We start from the raw sequence: 19,680 nt of genomic DNA on the forward strand, positions 1-19,680 counted from the left end.
TCCAGACAAGACACTGCTTTTTGTTATCATAACTACAATATAAATAAAGGAAATAAGCATGTCCTTATTACGCTTAGACCGACTTCACTACTGTATTTTGATGAGTATGGGCTGTATTTCTAGCCCACTTGTTTGGGCAGAAGACTTAAATTCAGATGTTGCCAAATTGCCTACTTTACATGTGGAAGCAACGCGTACTGATACTACTTACTTACAAACACCTGCTTCGGTTTTTCGAATAGATGCACCTCAGGCGGATAGTTCTTCACAAGTGAATTTGACCGAGGTTGTGAAGGGGATACCGAGTTTGCAAATTCGTAACCGTGAAAATTATGCGCAAGATTTACAGCTATCTATGCGTGGTTTTGGTGCACGTTCTACTTTTGGTGTCCGAGGTATTCGCCTATATGTGGATGGTATTCCTGCAACAATGCCAGATGGGCAAGGCCAAACGTCTAATATCGACTTAAGCAGTCTGGACCATGTTGAAGTCCTAACAGGGCCTTTTTCTTCACTTTATGGAAACTCATCGGGCGGGACAATTTTAACTTCTACTAAAGAAGGAAAGGGTAAAGACTCAATTGAGCTCAGCTATTCGGGTGGTAGTCACGATAAAAGCCGAGCAGGGCTAGTGCTACAAGGTGGAGCAAAAGGGGCGAATGAACCAAGTTATATTATTAGCTCATCATACTTCGATACCGATGGTTACCGAGAACATAGCGGGGCAGAAAAAATATTAAATAATGCAAAGCTCAGTTGGAATCTTGATGATGGAAGTAAAATCAACTGGGTGACTAACTATGTCAAAATCAATGCCGATGATCCACAGGGTTTAACGCATGATCAGTGGAATGCGAATCCAAAGCAACAAGTTCCGTTTTTAAAGCAATTTAATGTTCGTAAAGATATCGAACAAACCCAAACGGGCATGACATGGTCTAAGCCTATTAATGATAAAAATGAACTTTATGCCATGGCATATTTGGGTAATCGTCAAGTCACTCAGTATCAATCTATTCCTAAATCTACCCAAGATGCCAGTATCAATCATGCGGGTGGTGTGATTGATTTTGACCGTAATTATTATGGTGCTGATTTCCGTTGGACAGGTAAAGAACTATTGCCAAATACAACGGTGAGTTTGGGGGTTGCACTCGATGCGATGGATGAAGATCGTAAAGGTTTTGAAAACTTTAATGCGGATGGTATTTATGGTGTCAAAGGTAAGTTACGCCGTGATGAAGATAATACTTTATGGAATATTGACCCATATTTACAAGTTTCATGGCAGTTCTTACCCACATGGCGTTTAGATACGGGCGTACGCTATAGTAATGTTCACTATAAGTCGGAAGATCGCTATTTAAGTAATGGCGACGATAGCGGCAAGACTGATTACAGTAAAGTTTTACCGTCGCTTGCGTTAAGTTGGCAAATTTTACCTGAGCTCATGGCTTATATGAGTTATGCCAAAGGGTTTGAAACACCGACCTTTACTGAAATGGCATATCAAACTGATACGACAAAGTCAGGTTTTAATTTTGATTTAAAACCATCGACCAGTGATACCTATGAAGCTGGTTTAAAATCACAAAACCAATTAGGTGATTTTACTTTGGCAGTTTTTCAAACTAAAACCAAAAATGACATTGTTTCAGCAGGAAGCTCAAATGGTCGTTCTACCTTCCGAAATGCGGATAAAACTTTGCGTGAAGGGGTAGAGTTTGCATGGAATAAAAAGTTGTGGCGAGATTTAACAGCGACAGCAAGCTATGCCTATTTAGATGCTACTTTTGATGCGGATATTCCTGCTTTAGGCAATATTGCTCAAATTCCAGATGGCAATGCGATTCCTGGAATTGCTAAAAATCAGGCTTATATTTCTTTAGCTTGGCAACCGAGCCACGGACTATATGGTGGTGTAGATGTACAGTATATGGACAAAGTATACGTGAATGATACCAACAGTGACGCAGCACCAAGCTACAGTGTAACTTCAGCAAATATTGGTTATGCATGGGATTTAGGTGCTTGGAAGGTCAAAAGCTTTGCTCGTGTAGATAACCTATTTGATAAAAACTATGCGGGTTCAGTTATCGTAAATGATGGTAATGATCGTTATTTTGAACCCGCTGATGGGCGTAACTGGAGTGCAGGTTTACGTGTAATTAAACAATTCTAGGAATTTAAAATGGCAAAATTATTTGAAACGGTTAATTTTGATTCGCTACAACTAGTCAATAGAATTGTAATTGCCCCAATGTGTCAGTATTCGGCAACTGATGAAGGTGAAATTACCTATTGGCATGAGCAGCAATGGGCAAATTACGCGTTGTCTGGAGCTGGGTTATGCATTGTGGAGGCTACGGCTGTACAAGCGGAAGGTCGAATTAGTTACGCAGATCTTGGACTTTGGAATGACCAGCAACGTGACCAGATCAAAACTTTATTAGGAAAAGTTAAAACACTTTCTCCTATGCCATTTGGAATTCAGTTAGCACATGCTGGACGTAAGGCATCAACTGAAAAGCCTTGGTTGGGGAAAGGTCAAATTGCAAAAGATCAGCCACATGGTTGGCAAACAGTTGCTCCAAGTACAAGTACTTTTTCAGTTCACGATGCTGCGCCACATGCATTAACAGTTGATGAAATTAAACAAATTCAACAAGACTTCGCCGCTGCGGCAAAACGTGCAGTTGAAGCTGGCTTTGAGCTAATTGAAGTACATGCAGCACATGGCTACTTGTTGCATCAATTTTTATCGCCAATTGCGAATCAACGAACAGATGAATATGGCGGTTCTTTAGAGAACCGTATGCGTATGACGCTTGAAGTACTTCAGGCAATTAAACTTGCTGTTCCTGCAGGTTATCCTGTAGGAATACGTTTATCTGCAACTGACTGGATGGATGGTAACGAACAGTGGGACATTGAGTCTACGGTTGGTTTATCAAAAGCCTTAGAGCAACTGGGAGCCGCTTATATCCATGTCTCTAGTGGTGGCTTACATGAACACCAAAATATTACCATCGGGGCAGGTTACCAAGTACCATTCGCGGAGCAGGTTAAAAAACATGTATCTATTCCTGTGATTGCGGTAGGTCTTATTACTGATCCACAGCATGCTGAACAAATTTTAGAAAACCAACAAGCTGATGCCATTGGTCTTGCACGTGCAATGTTATATGACCCACGTTGGCCATGGCATGCTGCAGCTACATTGGGTGCAAAAGTCAAAATTGCTCCTCAATATTTGCGTTGTCAACCACATGGCTTAAAACAGCTTTTTGATTCTTTTTAGTTTTTAAATATGTGGGCAAATTAAGATTTGCCCGTTTTTCTTTTGAAATGAGTGAGGGCGTTGTTTGTGGTTTTTCAGGTAATCTTACCAATTTTGATTTTATTATTGATGGGGTACTGTAGTGTTCTCATTAAACTGGTAACACCTGAACAAATTAAGGCTCTGAGTGCATTTGTTATTAAAATTTCTTTACCTGCTTTTTTAATCCAATCTTTAGCCAATAAAAACTTACAAGATATTTGGCACCCAGCTTATTTTATTGCTTATGGTGGTGGCTCTTTAATCTTATTTTTTCTGGCTTTTATCATTTATCGGAAATATTTTAAAAACAGCCTAACCCATAGTGCAGTCATATCGATGGGCGCTTCTATGTCAAATACAGGTTTTATGGGTACTGCTATTTTGACTATGCTCATGGGTAGTCATGCTGCAATCTATATATCTTTAACTTTAATTATTGAAAACTTATTAATTGTCGCTTTAATGCTTATTTTGGCAGAAGCGGGATTACATCAACAGCAGCGGCTTTTGCCTTTACTGAAAAAAACATTCATAAATTTAATTAAAAATCCTGTAATTATTGCAATTTTGGTGGGGATGAGCTGTATCTTGCTAGGTATTCATCTGCCTTCAAAACTTGGGCAAGCTTTAGAACTTTTAGGAAGGACAGCTTCGCCTCTAGCACTATTTGCTATTGGCGGCAGCTTAGTTGGTATAGGTATTACCGCCGTGAATTTACAAAGTGTATTGTTGGCTGGGTTTAATGTCATTCTTATGCCAGTTGTGATTTTTGGGTTATTCCTTTTATTACCAAACGTCAGTCAAGAGATGTTATATGCTGGAACATTAATTGCGGCACTTCCAATGCCAATTGCTTTTGGTATTTTTGGGCAAGCATATGGTTTAAATGAAAGAGCATTAACACCTTTAATGATAAGTACTATTATTGGTTTTATTGGAGTAAGTGGGCTTATCGCTTTGTGGTGGTAAAAGAAAAGCCCCATACGGGGCTATTGTTTCTTTGCTATTTTTTAGGTGCAGGCTGTGTAGGGGCGGCTGCAGCTTGTTTATTCTTCTCAGCAATAATCTTTTCGACTGAAGCTAAAGACTCTCTAGCATTAGGAACATTTTGGTTAGCAAGTTCAGTAAAAATCTGTTTTGCTTGAGGCAAGTTCTGAGGAATAATATTGCCATTTGCCATCATAGTCGCTAAAGCCATAGATGCTGGTGCATAACCTTTTTGTGCAATTGCTTGTAAAGCTTCAATGCCTTGGCGTTTCATTAGCGGGTTTTTATTTTCAACCCCTTGGCTAATATCATAAAGTGCTTTGACTTGAATAGCAGGGTAGTTTCCTTTTCGAATTAAAGGCGCTAGCTTTTGTAAAGCAATTTGATGAGACTGTGGCTTTTTCTGAGCAAATAAAATAGTCGCAATTTTTACCGTTGCATCATCAGAGCCTTGAGCTGATGCTTTTTGCACATATTGGCTAAATTTATTACTATCTTTTGCAACGCCTAATTCACCAGTTTCATAAATCTGTGCAAGTCTATAACTGGCCTGAGCATAACCTTTGTTTGAAGCGTCTTCATAATATTTTAGAGCTTTGGCATTATCTTTAGGGGTGCCTTGTCCCATTTGCGTCATATAGCCTAAGTTATAGATCGCTTGAGCATTTCCTGTCTGTGCAAGGCGCTGGATTTCTTGAAAGGCAGCGGGATAATTTTTTGCTGCATACAGTTGTTCTGCCTGTTTAAAGACATCATTTTTTGCCGCAGATGCCGTACTATCTGCCGCAAAAATGGACGAACTTGAAATGGCGATTAGGCTGGCGATGAGTAATTTTTTCATTTCTTTTTAACCTTTTACTTCGTAGCTACATCATTCCGTCGATGTATTGAATCAACTCAACTTCTCATCATAAATAGTGGTGGATGAAAGTAAACAGCCGATTTGTATATAAAACGATGTCTATAAAGCAAACTGTGGAGAAAAATGATATGCCACTCTGGCTAAGAGAGTGGCATATAGACTTATTTTACTGACTTAAGTAATGCTTCAATTTGTTTTGCATCACTTGGTACACCTGAGATTCTTTGTCCATCTTGCAAGAACAATGTTGGTGTTCCATCGATATTTAATTTTTGACCTAAAGCAATATTCTTTTGAATTGGGCTTGAGCAACTTTTGCTATTAGTCGGCAATTTGCGGTTAAGCATATAATTGGTCCAAGCTTCAGACGGGTTCTTTGAACACCAGATTTGGTTTGAAACTTTTTCAGCATTTGGGTGCAAACTGGTCAGTGGGTATAAGAATACATATACCGTTACGTTATCTACCCCAACCATGTTTTGTTCTAGACGTTGGCAGTAAGGGCAATCAGGATCACTGAAAATATAAAGAGTACGTTCCCCTTTACCTTTTACATATTTAATCGCCTGATTTAGTGGTAGGCTTTTAACATCAATTTTACCCAATTCGGCAATTCGTTCTTCTGTCATATTCTTTTGTTGTTTGATATCAACTAAATTGCCTACAAAGAAGTATTTAGCATCTTGATTGGTATAAACAATACGACCGCTTGTATATACTTCATAAATACCTTGCACAGGTGATTGATAAACACCCTTTACAGGTAAATCTGGATAATTTGTCTTCAGATTTTGTTCAAGTGTTTTCACATCAGCATGAGCAGAACCGAAAAAAGCCAAACTTAACATGAGTGTGGCAAGTTTAGTTTTCATATTTTTTCTCTTAGATTTCAACCTCGATTATGATGGCATAGAAAAATTAAAAAATTGATGCCCTAATTAAATGAATTTATTAGAATTTTGTATCTATGAAAAAGCCCGCAGGGGCATCCGCGGGCTTTTTATTTGCTAAATATAATTATTGTGGTCTAGCAACATCACCACTTAAAGCTTCTGGCAAATCGAAAACTTGAAGACCGAGTTCTGCTAAAGCAGCTGGTTTTGCAACAACCAATGCAATATATCCGTCAGTGGTTTGTACACTATTTACCACTTCAATATCGTTATTTAATTGAGTTGCTGGAGCCGGTGCTTCACCTGTGCCTTGAATTAAATGTAACCAGTGTTTTGGTTTTGCTTTAAACCAAAGGCGTGCGACAATTTCCTGACCTAGGTAACAGCCTTTATCATAATTGACGCCTTCACGTTGGTGTAAACGTAATTCTTGTGGTTGGAACTCATGTTCAGTCGCTTGAGCAATCCATGCTTGCCCCGTCATGATGGCTTGTTTTTGCCATTCGGAAATATCAGTTTCTGTAGAGCTGAACTCAGTGTGTCCATTTACAACTTTTGGAAACACAGTGCCTTGTTCACTTAAGGTCATTTTTGAAAATGCACCATATTTTTTAATATGCTTAGCGAACTCTTCAGCTTGATCTTGAGTAACAACAATCTCAAAACTTTCAGCACTAATCTTTTTTAGCCATAGGCCAAAGTGAATACGGCCTTTAAGATCACAAATGGCTGTATAGCGTGTTTCATTTTCAGCTAAACGTTCAGTATCGACAGTCACTTGACCTTGTAAAAACTTCTGTGCATCTACACCGTTTAATGCATATGAGGAGAAAGCGAGCAGACTCATGATTAATCTCAAATTCAATATGTTTCTTTAATGATTGCTGACTATTTTGCTCCATTTTTATCAAAAAATCAGCCTTAGTTTTCGTAATTTAGTTTTGTCAGAAACTGGTTGTATAAATGGAAAAACACCAAAAATATACGTTAAAAGAAATTCTACGGTTTAAGCTATTAAGCACAATTTTTATAACCTAAATGGACTTAAAACAAGGAGAACATAATGGCAACAGGTACAGTAAAATTACATCGTGTATTTAAAGCACCCGCTGAACGGGTTTATCGTGCTTTTCTCGATCCAGATGCTTTAGTAAAGTGGATGGCGCCCCACGGTTTTACTGCGAAAGTTCATAGTTTTGATTCAAATGTAGGTGGCTCATACAAAATGAGTTTTACCAACTTTTCGACAGGATCAACACATTCATTTGGGGGAACTTATGTCGAACTCATTCCAAATGAATTAATTCGTTATAACGACCAATTTGATGATTCAAATTTACCTGGCACTATGCAGGTGACTATTACATTAAAAAGTGTATTAGTAGGTACAGAGGTGCATATTACCCAAGAAGGAATACCAGAAGTTATTCCTGTAGAGGCGTGTTATTTAGGATGGCAGGAGTCTTTGTCCTTATTAACACTGTTAGTAGAAGCCGAGATCCCAGATCAGTAATCGCCTTTTAAAATTTGGGCACCCTAAAGAAAAAAGTGAGTAGAGAGCTACTCACTTTTTTCTTTTTAATTATGGTTAAAAGAGAACAAAATATTAAATGTGTTGATGAGGCCTAAACAATAAGGCTGTCTAGTGAGAAAAAGAGATGGAAATACACATTAAAAGAATTTATGAACATGTAAGTACCAATGATGGAAAACGAATATTAGTTGATCGGCTATGGAGTCGAGGGATAAGTAAAGAAAATGCCCATTTAGATTTATGGTTAAAAGAAATAGCCCCCTCAACTGAACTGCGCAAGTGGTTTCATGCAGAGTCCTTACAGCATTGGAGTGAGTTCAAACAGCGCTATTTAAAAGAACTGGAAACAAACCCAGCAGTTAAAGAGTTACAAGACATTGTGTCCAAGCATAGAGTCACTCTTTTATATTCGGCAAAAGATGTGGAGCATAACCATGCGATTATTTTAAGAGACTATTTATTAGAGAAAGAGAAGAAATGAATATATAAATTTTTTTTTGGTAAAAGTCTTTTATTTAAAACTTTAAAAAATGAGTCATATCTCGCATAATATACTTTTTGAGATTTTTTTATGTCTTTACCAAATTGCCCAAAATGCCAATCAGAATATACCTATCAAGACGGCGACTTATTAATTTGCCCTGAATGCTCACATGAGTGGAAGGAAGGGGAAGCTTCAATTGCTGATGAACAAGAAGTCATTAAAGATGCAAATGGTAATGTCTTGGCAGATGGTGATAGTGTCACTGTGATTAAAGACTTAAAAATTAAAGGTTCATCTTCGGTTGTTAAAGTGGGAACAAAAGTAAAAACAATTCGTTTAGTTCCCGATGCAAGTGATGGCCATAATATTGATTGCAAAATTGATGGTATTGGTCAGATGAAATTAAAATCTGAATTTGTAAAAAAAGCTTAATTTGTTAATTTTAATTACATTTCGGTAGAGGTACCCATCAAGCCTCTACTTTTTTAACTTTCAACATCCTTATAATTTTATTACGATAATGTATAAAAAGTAGACTACCCAAAGTTACACAGCTCATTTATATTGTCATCAATAACAAATAACTTTCGTCCAGAATAATAACGAAAGTCATACCCACACCAACAAAAAAACGAGGTTCTTATGGCAGGATGGTACGAGATTTCACAAGCGAATGATGGACAATATCGCTTTGTACTCAAGGCTGGTAATGGTGAAATTATTTTAAATAGTGAGCTATATAAAGCGAAAGCATCAGCAGTCAATGGTATTGAGTCAGTTCAAAAAAATAGTGGTGACGATGGGCGATATGATCGTTTAACTGCAAAAAATGGGAAACCTTACTTCAATTTAAAAGCTGCAAATCATCAAATTATTGGTACGAGTCAGTTCTATGCCAGTGAAGCATCACGTGATAAAGGAATTGAATCGGTGAAAACCAATGGATCTTCGGCAACCATTAAAGACTTGACGGTTGAGGCGTAAAAATTAAATGTAAAAAAAGCAGCTTCTAAAAGCTGCTTTTTTTATTTATATATTTATTAACGTGCTAATTTAGCTAAAAGTTCTTCTTTAGTTAAATTGCTCGCTTCAGCATCGCGGCGACCTTTATATTCAAACGTACCCGCATCAAGGCCTTTTTCACCAATCACGATACGGTGTGGAATACCCATTAACTCAAGGTCAGAGAATTTAACGCCTGGACGTTCGTTACGATCATCAAGTAATACATCAAAACCTTGAGCTTGAAGTTCAGCATAAAGTGCTTCGGCTGCTTCAAGAGTACGAGGTGATTTGTGTGCATTCATTGGAACAATTGCGATTTCAAAAGGTGCAATCGCTTGAGGCCAAATAATACCTTTGTCATCGTAGTTTTGTTCAATTGCAGCTGCAACTACGCGTGTTACACCAATACCATAACAACCCATTGTTACAGTAAATGGTTTGCCATCTTCACCTAAAACTTTACAGCCTAAAGCTTCAGAGTACTTAGTACCAAGCTGGAAAATATGACCAACTTCAATACCGCGTTTAATTTGTAGTGAACCTTTACCATCTGGAGATGGGTCGCCTTCAACCACATTACGCAAATCAAAGACTTCAGTAATTTGGGCATCACGTTCCCAGTTTACGCCGACAGCGTGTTTGTCAGCTTCATTTGCACCAGCAACAAAGTCAGAAAGAACAGAAGCAGCACGGTCAACAATTACAGTGATACCTTTTTCAACTAAACCTTGTGGACCTGTAAAGCCAGCCGTTATACCAAATGCTTGAAGTTGCTCTTCAGTTGCAAATGTAAGAGGAGCGGCAACTAAAGGATGTTTCTCAGCTTTAATTTCATTCAGTTCGTGATCGCCACGTAAGAATAGAGCAACCACAGGAACATTGCCTTTTTCATCAGCAACGCCTTGAACCAATAATGCTTTGACAGATTGTTTAGGATCAGCATTTAGGAATTGGCAAACATCATCAATTGTTTTTTGGTTTGGTGTTTCAACCAATTTAAATTCTTGCGCAGGTGCTGCGCGTTCACCTACTAAAACAGCCTCAGCCATTTCAACGTTCGCTGCATAATCAGATTCAGTTGAAAATGCGATGTCATCTTCACCACTTGAAGCCAATACATGGAACTCATGTGAAGCTGAACCACCAATCGAGCCAGTATCCGCTTGTACTGGGCGGAAGTCTAAACCTAAGCGAGTAAAAATACGGCTATAAGTGTCATACATTACATCATAAGTTTCTTGTAATGATTCTTGAGTTGCATGGAAAGAATAAGCATCTTTCATAATGAATTCGCGTGAACGCATTACACCAAAACGTGGACGAATTTCATCACGGAATTTGGTTTGAATTTGATAGAAATTTACAGGAAGCTGTTTATAACTTTTTAGCTCGTTACGTGCTAAATCCGTGATTACTTCTTCATGTGTAGGACCAAGCACAAACGGGTTGTCGTGACGGTCTTTGAAGCGTAATAATTCAGGGCCGTATTGTTCATAACGACCTGATTCTTCCCACAAGCTAGCGGGTTGAGTCACGGGCATGAACACTTCCATAGCACCTGAACGATTCATTTCTTCACGAACAATCGCATCAACTTTTTTAAGCACACGTGTTCCCATCGGCAGCCATGTATATAAACCTGATGCCAATTTACGAATCATCCCCGCACGTAACATGAGCTGATGTGAAATCACTTCAGCATCGTTTGGGGTTTCTCTCAACGTTGCAAATAAAAAGCGGCTTGCGCGCATGGAAAAAGTCCTAAAAAGTTAAGCGTTATAAAAACGCAGATTATACGATAGTTGCTGCATTATGACATGAATCGTCGAGTTTGACGCAGCATAAAGTTTTTCAAGTCATCCAGATAAGTGAAAATGACGGGTACTACTACAAGAGTCAACAGGGTAGAGGTTATTACGCCACCAATAACAGCATGGGCCATTGGTGCACTTTGTTCTCCGCCTTCACCCAAACCTAAAGCTAATGGAACCATACCCATGACCATTGCACTTGTGGTCATTAAGATTGGGCGTAAACGGGTTTTACCTGCTTGTAAAATAGCATCATAACGACTTTCCCCATGTTCCATGGACTTTTTAATAAAGTCGATAAGTAAAATCGCGTTTTTGGTTACCAGCCCCATGAGCATAATGATGCCAATAATTGAAAATAGGTTTAGAGTACTTCTAAACAAGAATAGGGCAAGAAATACCCCAATCAATGACAATGGTAAAGATGCCATAATCGCAGCAGGGTGAATAAAACTATTAAACTGAGAACCCAAAACAATATAAATAAATACAATGGAAAGTGTAATAGCAGTTAATGCATAACCCGCAGACTCGGCCATATCTGCATTGGCACCTTGGGTATTGAAGGTATAACCAGCAGGCAACTTAAATGCTTTTTGCATTTTATCGATGTCTTTACCGATATCCCCACTTGGGCGTCCTGACGTATTGGCTTGGATGAGTACTTCGCGCTCAAGATCACGTCGGTTAATTTGTGACGCACCGAATTTTTGCTCGGTTGTTGCTACTGCACTCAATGGAACTAATATCGGTTGTCCATTTGCACCAGTTTTGTTTGAGTTGAGATATAGGTTTTGCACGTCTTGCGGAAGCATGCGTTTGTTTTCATTTAAGCGGATATTTACATCATAAGTTTCGCCGTCACGGTCTTCCCACGTTGTGACATTATCGCCCGCAATGAGTGGTCGAATCGCATTGGCAACTTGGGAAACAGACAACCCTAAGTCACTTGCCAGTACACGATTAATATGAACACCTAAAGTTGGTTTCGGTTCTTTTAACGAGCTTTCTAAATCGACTACACCTTTAATTTTACCCATTTCAGTCATAAATCGATTTGAAATTTTTTGAAGTTCATTCAGGTCAGTTCCTTTAATCGAAATCATGATTGGCTTTTGACCACCAGAAACTGAATCTTGAGCCGCAGCAACGGAGGTAACACGAATACCCGCTACGGTTTGCAAACGATCACGGAATTCATTATTGAGCGTTGTTAAATCTGAACTACGTTGTTGTTTTGGTTTTAAAGTCACTCCTAAACCAGCGTGGTTTTTACCAGAGTCTATTGTGCTATTTACAACCCCGTAGGTAGAAACCACATCGGGAAATTGCCTAATAATTTGATCGACTTGATGTAACTTGGCTTGAGTATATTCTAAAGAAGCATCGACAGGCGTCTCGAACTGAATACGGATTTCACCTTTATCTGGAACTGGTACAAATTCGGTTCCAATCAATTTAGATAAACCTAAGGCCGCAACCAGTGAAGCAATCGCAATAATGACTGTAATAAAACGAAAGCGCAGAGCAAGTTTCAACAGCTTTTCATAAATATGGGTAAGGCCATCTAGTAATTTAGAAATGTGATTAAAGAAACGTTGTAGTCGACTTTCTTTTTTCTTTACCGGGTCTTTCCAATGTGCTGAAAGCATTGGGTCGAGTGTAAAACTGATAAACATAGAAATAAGAACAGCTGTACTTACAGTTACCCCAAACTGGTAGAAGAAACGCCCAATTAACCCCCCCATGAAAGCAACAGGTAAAAATACCGCCACAATGGTAAGTGTAGTTGCGAGTACTGCTAACCCAATTTCTTTGGTGCCATCTAAAGCGGCGGTGACATGGTCTTTGCCAAGCTCTGTATGCCTAACAATGTTTTCTCGAACTACAATCGCGTCATCAATTAATAGGCCAATACTGAGTGATAGAGCTAACAGTGTCATCATGTTAATACTAAAACCAAAAGCCCAGATGAACGTTAATGTTCCAAGCAGGGTAATGGGTAAAGTTAAACCTGTAATGATGGTAGATCGGAAAGAACCTAAAAAGAGTAAAACAATTAAAACTGCTAAACCTGCTCCTTCAAGAATGGTACGTACTACATCTTTAATTGAAGCGCGAATCCCTTTGGAGCTGTCTGCGACGACTTTATAGTTTAATCCCGCAGGCATTTGAGCTTTTAGCTTCTCTAAGGTTTGGTAAGTTTTATCAACAACTTGAATTACATTAGCATCGGAACTTTTTAAAATATCGATAGAGACTGCTGTTCTTCCATTATAAAAAGCGCTGGATTGCAGTTCGGCTTGAGTGTCTTCAACGGTTGCCACTTGTTTTAGGAAAATAGGCGAGCCATTTTTATTGGCAATGACCAAATCACCAAAACCAAAAGGATGAATAACTTTTGATTGAATCTGTACCACTAGTTCAGAATTCTTTTGCTGTAAAGTTCCTGCAGGTACTTCTATATTTTCATTTTTTAGTGTGTTAATGGCCTGATCAATGCCAATACCATAGCTTTGTAATTGTTCAGGATGAACTTTTATACGAATTTGGCGTTTCGCATCACCTAATAAATTGACATTACCTACACCAGAAACGGTTTTAAGCTGCGGCACAATTTTTTTGTCTACATAAGAACTTAATTGAGCCAAGCTCATCGTATTCGACTCAAACACCACCGACATAATCGGGCTAGATGAAGGATCGTAGCGTTGCACAATCGGCGTATCAATTTCATCACGAAATTGAGCGACAACAGGAGCAATTTTGTCGCGCACATCTTGTGCTGCAATTGCTGAAGAGGTATCAAGATTAAACTCTGCAATCACCATCGAAGACCCTTCACTTGAACGTGAAGTAATTTGTTTAATGCCTGAAATTGTATTGATTTGATCTTCGAGTTTTTTTGTAATATCAGACTCAACCGCTTCAGGTGAAGCACCAGCATATTGCGTAGTAACCACTACAAATGGGAAATCTACATTAGGAAACTCTTCAACGGTCATGCGCTTCCAAGAGGCTAACCCGAGTACCATTAAGCACAGCATCATCATAATGGTAAAAACGGGATACTTCACACTGATTCGGGTAAACCACATAAGCTATTTGCTACCTTATTTATTTTTTTCGGCTGTAAGCGTCACTTTTTTATTGATATCGGAATCGTCAAACTGGATACGACTTACCTGATCTGTGCTTTGTAGACCTTGTACCAAAGCAATATTTTCGTTGTAACGCTGCTCAACTACCCGAATTTTGACCTTTTGAATGGTTTGATTGCGTATCACCCATACGAAAGGATCTTGTTGCAGGTTTTGAATACTATCTAAAGGAATAGTTTGTCCTTGATTGCGATCATTTTGCAAAATAATGCCATTAATAAAAGCGCCGATACTGAGTGAATCAATTGCTTCTTTAGGACTCGCAAAGAATTCAATTTGTCGACTATCTTGATCCGCTACAGGTGAGACCCGAGTCAGTATGGCATGTAATTGTTTTGAATTACCCTGAATCTGATATTGAATAGAGCTGCCGACTTTTAGTGCAGATTGTTGCTCAATAGGCAACTTTGCCTGTATTTCTAATTGATTAGGATTAACGATTTCAAAGAGCGTTTGTCCAATCGAAACAGTTTGTCCCGGTTCAACTTGTCGTTTAGTAATGACACCTGAAATCGGGCTAGTAATAATACCATCTCGATCAGCCTTTTTAGCAATATCAACATTGGCTTGCTGAGCTCTAACACTTTCAAGTTGACCCTTATAATCTACCTGACTCTGTTCAAACTCTACACGGGCAATAAAGCCTTGATTAAGTAGTCTTTGTTTTCGGTTCATCAAATTACGTGCCAGTTCTGCTTGTGCCTGAGCTGAAGCCAGATTTGCTTCAGCTTGAGCTAAACGTGCAGCATTATCTTGATTGTTTAATCTGACTAAAACTTGGCTTTTTTGTACTTTTTGTCCCACATTTGCATTAACAGATGTTGCTGTCGCACTGACTTGAGCTTGAATAGAGCTTTGTTGTACCGCACGAATAGTTCCTGTAAAGGCAGTCTGAGCAGCAAGCGAACCTTCTTTTACAGTAATTAAATCTTGAGGAATCAGTTCAATTTTTTTTGGTTCAGATGCTGTGGTTTTTGGTGCTTCTTGCTGATGACATGCAGCTAAAATCAAACTCAGGCTAATTAAGCTTAATTTAAAAAAAGTAGAAGGGGTAAGATGCGTTGTGCGCATACAGCATCATCCTGTAATTCAAATTTTATTTTGCCCTTATTCTTGATAAAGCTGTGCGCTTATTCAAGCTTTTTTAAACGTTCGATAATATTTTCATAGTCTTTATTGGTGCGATTATAGTTTTTTGAAAGTATTTCAAGTGTTTGTTTAACCTTATTAATATTCATTAAATTGTTTTCAATTAGGGTTTTATGCCTTTCAGGAACCTTTTCACCTTTACGAAAATATTCCATTTCCTGACGTTTAAATAAAATTTTGTCTTGTTGTAATTGGCTCAGTTGTTCCTGCTGATAATTCATTTGTTTTTTGATTGCCAATAAAGCTTGGTCTCTTTTAATCAACGCAGTTTTACTATTGCTATATGCTTTTTTTAACTTGTTATCTTCTTCCCTATATCGAGCAGATAATGCACGTTGTGAAGATTGATTTAGATCAGCTTCAGAATTATAGGGATGATTTCTTTTAATGACCTGCATATTTTGATCAAGTGCCTCATATCCATAGCGAATATGAGCGGGGGTTACAGATGTACTAATATTAGCAATCCCATGCTGGTCGTAATAGCGATACCAAACAGCTTTAGGAGCACCATTTGTAGCTAAAGTTGGGGATGAGAAAAACAGGGCTCCGCAAGAAGCAATGCTTATAAAAACAGACAAGCAGGTCCTATAAAAGGCATATTTCATCCGCTTATTCATAAAATTCCCCAAAAAAGAAAGCTAAACCGCTTATTTTTAAATAATTAATCTTAAATATATTAGTTATTATTTAACTGAATAAAAATAACGACATTCTAAAAAAAATGATAATTTTTTCGAAAGTGTGATGAGGTTAAAAGTTATTGTTTATAAATGAGAAAGTAGACAAAAACCTTTCATTGAAAATAGAAGTATAGATATGTTAAAAATGCGTATAAATCTGTAAAAACAAATTTAAGTTAAATTGCATTTATATTTTATGTTATGGGGATGGAAGATTAAATGGAAGATGCGTTCCAAAATCTGAAAGTAATGGTTATTGATGACTCAAAAACTATTCGCCGTACAGCAGAAACATTATTGCAACGTGAAGGTTGTGAAGTGATTACTGCTGTCGATGGATTTGAAGCTTTATCTAAAATTGCTGAAGCGAATCCGGATATCGTTTTTGTAGATATCATGATGCCTCGTTTAGACGGTTATCAAACTTGTGCTCTGATTAAGAACTCTCAAAATTATCAGAACATTCCCGTTATCATGCTCTCTAGTAAAGATGGTCTATTTGATCAGGCAAAAGGGCGTGTGGTAGGTTCAGATGAATACTTGACGAAACCATTTAGCAAAGATGAATTGTTAAATGCGATTCGTAATCATGTAAGTTCATAATTAAGTAATTTAAGGGCAAAGAAGAAATGGCACGTATTCTTATTGTTGATGACTCACCAACAGAAACTTATCGTTTTAGAGAAATTCTAACTAAGCACGGTTACGATGTAATTGAAGCATCTAATGGTGCAGATGGTGTAACTTTGGCAAAAGCAGAACAGCCTGACTTAGTGTTAATGGATGTTGTAATGCCAGGTGTAAATGGCTTTCAGGCAACACGCCAGATTACCCGTGATGAAGACACTAAGCATATTCCAGTTGTTATTGTGAGTACTAAAGATCAGGCAACTGACCGAGTATGGGGTAAACGTCAGGGTGCTCTCGATTACTTGATTAAGCCTATTGAAGAAAAGCAACTGATCGATGTAATTAAACAATTTCTAAATTAACTCATCCATCCATAAAAACATAAATGGCGGGTCTACACCCGTCTTATAGGATCGAGTATGGCCGCGAACGGATTTATTGAGTTACTTCGTTTGTCTAAACGGGGTAATAAGAATTACGCTTCAGTCCAAAATGAAGCAGAGCGATGGTCAGGAATTGCTTTTGAAATGAGAGGGCAATACTTCGTCGCACCACTTGGGGAAGTGTCAGAGGTTATCTATCCACCAAAATATACACCTGTTCCAAATACCCAAAGTTGGGTAAAGGGACTGGCAAATATTCGGGGAAGATTACTTTCAGTTTCTGACTTGGCACATTTTATTTCAGGGCAACGAAGTTCATTTTCGGCTGCCCAAAAAGTGTTATGTATTAGCCATCAAGACCAATATGTGGGATTGGTTGTTGATCAGGTCTTGGGGATTCAACACTTTAATAAGAAAAGCTTTTTTTCTCAAAGTTCAAACTTGGAGGAAAATTTAAAAGAATATTGCCAAGGGTATTTTCACCAACACAATCAGCATTGGCATGTTTTTTTATTTAGTCGATTATTGCAAAACCCACATTACATGAATGCATCGACAAAATTTATAAACTAATTTTTATGCTGTTAATACACAGTGTATTTTTCTGGGGAGAAGCTGTATGGGCTTTAAACTTAAAAAGAAAAGTGGCAATCGTAGTGTAAACGAAAAATCGAGTGTCAACTTTATTGCGAAAATTCAGTCACAAATTGAGCAATACGCCAGTTTATTTTGGGAAAGTAAAAAGTCCAAGCCTATCCTTTATGTAGCGTTGTTATGTTTAGTATTAGCTTCAACTTCGCTTGCTTACTTGTTTTATAGTGTACCTCGACATAACGAATTAACACGTAGTATGGGTGAGTTACGTTTACTATCACAAACGATTTCTAGACAGGCTACAGAAGCGACCGCTTCTGGTTCACCTCAAGCCATGAAAGACTTGGTTGAATCGCGTCAAACTTTTGCCAAAAATATAAAAAATGTCGAAAATATTTATGGTACATCTTCAAAAGAATATAAAAAAGTAGCGACTCTGTGGAAATCTTTGTCTTATGACATTGATTTAATCTCATCACAACAGGACGTAATTAACCAGTTATATAATATGAATATCTCGATTAGTGATTCTATTCCTGAGATTCAAGCTGAATATAACTTGATGGTTGATAAGATGGTCCGCGAAAAAGTATCAAGTAATCAGGTCGTAATTGCTAAAAACCAAGTATTTATTGCGGAACGTATTTTACGATCTATTAACTCGGTTTTCGTTGGTACAGAGAACTCTGAAAACTCAGCGCATGACTTTAGTGTTGATATTGAGACTTTTGGTGTGTACTTAGATGCACAGCTAAATGGAAATGCGGAGTTGGGGGTAGCTAAAGTTGAATCTCCTGAAGTGCGTGAATCTTTGGAAGGTATCAAAACTGAATATGATAAAGTTTTAAAATCTGCTGCAACTTTTGTCCTCAAGCATACAAACCAGATCGTAAACGTACGTCAATCATCAAGTGAGATCTTCTCTCAATCTGATGCAATGTTAACTGCTTTAGGTGATCTTTCAGAGCAAACCCAATATGGCTGGAAGGCTTTTGCGTTAGTTGCTGTACTGACATTATCACTTCTTGGCTTAATTACTTCTGTTTTAAAGCTTTTATCACTTCGTAGTAAAGCAGATAAACAACGTGTAGCTACATTACAAGAAGAATATGATCGTAACCAGAATGCGATTTTACGTTTACTTGATGAAATTGCCGATCTTGCAGATGGTGACTTACGTTCATATGCAACGGTATCTGAAGACTTTACTGGTGCGATTGCCGACTCGATTAACTTTGCGATTGACCAGTTACGTGACTTAGTATCACGAATCCATGAAACTTCTCAGGAAGTTGCACGTTATACGCAAGATACTCAAAATATTACTAACCAGTTAGCAGAGGCATCTGAGCACCAAGCACAAGAAATTGCCGGTGCATCAACTGCAATGAACGAAATGGCATTGTCGATTGACCAAGTATCTGCCAACGCCTCTGAATCTGCTCAAGTAGCACAACGTTCGGTATATATTGCATCTAATGGTGCACAAGTTGTAAACCGTTCTATTGAGGGTATGGATACCATTCGTGAACAGATTCAGGAAACCTCGAAACGTATTAAGCGTTTGGGTGAGTCTTCACAAGAAATTGGTAACATCGTATCGCTCATTAACGATATTGCAGACCAAACAAACATTCTAGCCTTAAATGCAGCAATTCAAGCATCTATGGCCGGTGAAGCAGGTCGTGGTTTTGCCGTGGTTGCTGACGAAGTCCAACGTCTTGCAGAACGTTCAGCTTCGGCAACTAAACAGATTGAAACGCTTGTTAAAACGATTCAAACGGATACCAACGAAGCCGTTATTTCAATGGAACAAACGACAACAGAGGTTGTACGTGGTGCTAACTTAGCGAAAGATGCGGGTATTGCGCTTGATGAAATTCAAAAAGTATCGGGTGACTTGGCAAACTTAATTGCGAGCATTTCTGATGCAGCAAAACTTCAATCAGCTTCTGCGAGTCACATTGCTGCAACCATGACTGTTGTACAAGAAATTACTTCACAAACAACAACGGCAACCTTCGATACTGCTCGTTCTGTATCTGAATTGGCAAATATGTCGGAGTCATTACGTGAGTCAGTAACGGACTTTAAATTACCTGACTAAATTGGGGGATGAGAATAGCTATTCTCATAATAGCTATTCTTTTAAAAGTATGAGCAGCGCCAGACAAATATTGGG

At 38.2% G+C, this 19,680-nt stretch carries 18 protein-coding genes; 11 read left to right on the top strand and 7 right to left on the bottom strand.

The window, feature by feature from the left end; genetic code table 11:
- The first annotated feature begins 58 nt into the window (after positions 1-58).
- The 3 genes from J671_RS06020 to J671_RS06030 all read left to right on the top strand — a co-directional run bounded on the left by J671_RS06020 (position 59) and on the right by J671_RS06030 (position 4,291).
- Entirely contained in the window at positions 59-2,182 is a 2,124-nt protein-coding gene (locus J671_RS06020; protein WP_031981651.1) for a TonB-dependent receptor family protein, read from the top strand.
- Between the two features lie 9 nt (positions 2,183-2,191).
- Positions 2,192-3,301, top strand: a complete 1,110-nt coding sequence (locus tag J671_RS06025; RefSeq protein WP_031981653.1) for an NADH:flavin oxidoreductase/NADH oxidase — start codon at positions 2,192-2,194, stop codon at positions 3,299-3,301.
- 66 nt (positions 3,302-3,367) lie between these two features.
- Positions 3,368-4,291 carry an AEC family transporter gene (locus tag J671_RS06030; RefSeq protein ID WP_004885358.1) on the top strand — a complete coding sequence of 308 codons (924 nt, stop codon included), beginning with the start codon at positions 3,368-3,370 and terminating at the stop codon, positions 4,289-4,291.
- 34 nt (positions 4,292-4,325) lie between these two features.
- Here the strand turns inward: J671_RS06030 and J671_RS06035 are convergent, their stop codons facing one another.
- The 3 genes from J671_RS06035 to J671_RS06045 all read right to left on the bottom strand — a co-directional run bounded on the left by J671_RS06035 (position 4,326) and on the right by J671_RS06045 (position 6,911).
- Entirely contained in the window at positions 4,326-5,150 is an 825-nt protein-coding gene (locus tag J671_RS06035) for a tetratricopeptide repeat protein (RefSeq protein ID WP_031981654.1), read from the bottom strand.
- Between the two features lie 182 nt (positions 5,151-5,332).
- A complete protein-coding gene (locus J671_RS06040; RefSeq protein ID WP_031981656.1) occupies positions 5,333-6,043 on the bottom strand; it encodes a DsbC family protein in 711 nt (236 codons plus the stop codon).
- 145 nt (positions 6,044-6,188) lie between these two features.
- A complete protein-coding gene (locus J671_RS06045) occupies positions 6,189-6,911 on the bottom strand; it encodes a YgfZ/GcvT domain-containing protein (RefSeq protein ID WP_031981657.1) in 723 nt (240 codons plus the stop codon).
- Between the two features lie 213 nt (positions 6,912-7,124).
- On the opposite strand from J671_RS06045, the gene J671_RS06050 reads away from it, so the two are divergent.
- From J671_RS06050 to J671_RS06065, 4 genes are all read left to right on the top strand, one after another.
- On the top strand, positions 7,125-7,577 hold the full coding sequence (locus tag J671_RS06050; protein ID WP_081404819.1) for an SRPBCC family protein: 453 nt from the start codon (positions 7,125-7,127) through the stop codon (positions 7,575-7,577).
- 145 nt (positions 7,578-7,722) lie between these two features.
- Positions 7,723-8,079 carry a DUF488 domain-containing protein gene (locus J671_RS06055; RefSeq protein WP_031981660.1) on the top strand — a complete coding sequence of 119 codons (357 nt, stop codon included), beginning with the start codon at positions 7,723-7,725 and terminating at the stop codon, positions 8,077-8,079.
- Between the two features lie 90 nt (positions 8,080-8,169).
- Positions 8,170-8,514: a zinc ribbon domain-containing protein YjdM gene (locus J671_RS06060; RefSeq protein WP_019457546.1), complete on the top strand. Its 345-nt coding sequence runs from the start codon at positions 8,170-8,172 to the stop codon at positions 8,512-8,514.
- Between the two features lie 210 nt (positions 8,515-8,724).
- A complete protein-coding gene (locus J671_RS06065; protein ID WP_019457547.1) occupies positions 8,725-9,066 on the top strand; it encodes a YegP family protein in 342 nt (113 codons plus the stop codon).
- A 56-nt stretch (positions 9,067-9,122) separates the two neighbouring features.
- Here the strand turns inward: J671_RS06065 and J671_RS06070 are convergent, their stop codons facing one another.
- From J671_RS06070 to J671_RS06085, 4 genes are read right to left on the bottom strand one after another with little or no spacing between them, the layout of a single operon-like run.
- The gene (locus tag J671_RS06070) at positions 9,123-10,838 is read right to left on the bottom strand and encodes a proline--tRNA ligase (RefSeq protein WP_031981661.1); all 1,716 of its coding nucleotides are present in this window, start codon (positions 10,836-10,838) and stop codon (positions 9,123-9,125) included.
- A 59-nt stretch (positions 10,839-10,897) separates the two neighbouring features.
- Entirely contained in the window at positions 10,898-13,996 is a 3,099-nt protein-coding gene (locus J671_RS06075; RefSeq protein WP_031981662.1) for an efflux RND transporter permease subunit, read from the bottom strand.
- Between the two features lie 15 nt (positions 13,997-14,011).
- Positions 14,012-15,130 (bottom strand): efflux RND transporter periplasmic adaptor subunit, encoded by a 1,119-nt coding sequence (locus tag J671_RS06080; protein ID WP_031981663.1) that lies wholly within the window; start codon positions 15,128-15,130, stop codon positions 14,012-14,014.
- Positions 15,131-15,189: 59 nt separating this feature from the next.
- Positions 15,190-15,828: a hypothetical protein gene (locus J671_RS06085; RefSeq protein WP_031981665.1), complete on the bottom strand. Its 639-nt coding sequence runs from the start codon at positions 15,826-15,828 to the stop codon at positions 15,190-15,192.
- A gap of 282 nt (positions 15,829-16,110) precedes the next feature.
- Between J671_RS06085 and pilG the strand changes: the two genes are divergently transcribed.
- Genes pilG through J671_RS06105 form a run of 4 tightly spaced genes read left to right on the top strand, consistent with a single transcriptional unit; the run spans position 16,111 to position 19,605 of the window.
- Positions 16,111-16,494, top strand: a complete 384-nt coding sequence (pilG, locus tag J671_RS06090; RefSeq protein WP_000389061.1) for a twitching motility response regulator PilG — start codon at positions 16,111-16,113, stop codon at positions 16,492-16,494.
- Positions 16,495-16,520: 26 nt separating this feature from the next.
- Complete coding sequence (locus J671_RS06095; RefSeq protein ID WP_002051151.1) at positions 16,521-16,883, top strand: response regulator; 363 nt, start codon at positions 16,521-16,523, stop codon at positions 16,881-16,883.
- Between the two features lie 57 nt (positions 16,884-16,940).
- The gene (locus J671_RS06100) at positions 16,941-17,477 is read left to right on the top strand and encodes a chemotaxis protein CheW (RefSeq protein WP_004885375.1); all 537 of its coding nucleotides are present in this window, start codon (positions 16,941-16,943) and stop codon (positions 17,475-17,477) included.
- Positions 17,478-17,523: 46 nt separating this feature from the next.
- On the top strand, positions 17,524-19,605 hold the full coding sequence (locus tag J671_RS06105) for a methyl-accepting chemotaxis protein (protein WP_031981666.1): 2,082 nt from the start codon (positions 17,524-17,526) through the stop codon (positions 19,603-19,605).
- Positions 19,606-19,680: the final 75 nt, after the last annotated feature.

The sequence above is a fragment of the Acinetobacter sp. 1130196 genome (genome assembly GCF_000588095.1).
GTDB classification, from domain to species: Bacteria; Pseudomonadota; Gammaproteobacteria; order Pseudomonadales; family Moraxellaceae; genus Acinetobacter; species Acinetobacter nosocomialis.

What these genes read in the sequence shown, in the direction of transcription:
- J671_RS06060 (WP_019457546.1), top strand. Translation starts at nt 8,170, where the DNA reads ATGTCTTTACCAAATTGCCCAAAATGCCAATCAGAATATACCTATCAA.
- J671_RS06095 (WP_002051151.1), top strand. Translation starts at nt 16,521, where the DNA reads ATGGCACGTATTCTTATTGTTGATGACTCACCAACAGAAACTTATCGT.
- J671_RS06085 (WP_031981665.1), bottom strand. Translation starts at nt 15,828, where the DNA reads ATGAATAAGCGGATGAAATATGCCTTTTATAGGACCTGCTTGTCTGTT.
- J671_RS06065 (WP_019457547.1), top strand. Translation starts at nt 8,725, where the DNA reads ATGGCAGGATGGTACGAGATTTCACAAGCGAATGATGGACAATATCGC.
- J671_RS06070 (WP_031981661.1), bottom strand. Translation starts at nt 10,838, where the DNA reads ATGCGCGCAAGCCGCTTTTTATTTGCAACGTTGAGAGAAACCCCAAAC.
- J671_RS06035 (WP_031981654.1), bottom strand. Translation starts at nt 5,150, where the DNA reads ATGAAAAAATTACTCATCGCCAGCCTAATCGCCATTTCAAGTTCGTCC.
- J671_RS06025 (WP_031981653.1), top strand. Translation starts at nt 2,192, where the DNA reads ATGGCAAAATTATTTGAAACGGTTAATTTTGATTCGCTACAACTAGTC.
- pilG (WP_000389061.1), top strand. Translation starts at nt 16,111, where the DNA reads ATGGAAGATGCGTTCCAAAATCTGAAAGTAATGGTTATTGATGACTCA.
- J671_RS06100 (WP_004885375.1), top strand. Translation starts at nt 16,941, where the DNA reads ATGGCCGCGAACGGATTTATTGAGTTACTTCGTTTGTCTAAACGGGGT.
- J671_RS06055 (WP_031981660.1), top strand. Translation starts at nt 7,723, where the DNA reads ATGGAAATACACATTAAAAGAATTTATGAACATGTAAGTACCAATGAT.
- J671_RS06105 (WP_031981666.1), top strand. Translation starts at nt 17,524, where the DNA reads ATGGGCTTTAAACTTAAAAAGAAAAGTGGCAATCGTAGTGTAAACGAA.
- J671_RS06020 (WP_031981651.1), top strand. Translation starts at nt 59, where the DNA reads ATGTCCTTATTACGCTTAGACCGACTTCACTACTGTATTTTGATGAGT.
- J671_RS06080 (WP_031981663.1), bottom strand. Translation starts at nt 15,130, where the DNA reads ATGCGCACAACGCATCTTACCCCTTCTACTTTTTTTAAATTAAGCTTA.
- J671_RS06040 (WP_031981656.1), bottom strand. Translation starts at nt 6,043, where the DNA reads ATGAAAACTAAACTTGCCACACTCATGTTAAGTTTGGCTTTTTTCGGT.
- J671_RS06075 (WP_031981662.1), bottom strand. Translation starts at nt 13,996, where the DNA reads ATGTGGTTTACCCGAATCAGTGTGAAGTATCCCGTTTTTACCATTATG.
- J671_RS06045 (WP_031981657.1), bottom strand. Translation starts at nt 6,911, where the DNA reads ATGAGTCTGCTCGCTTTCTCCTCATATGCATTAAACGGTGTAGATGCA.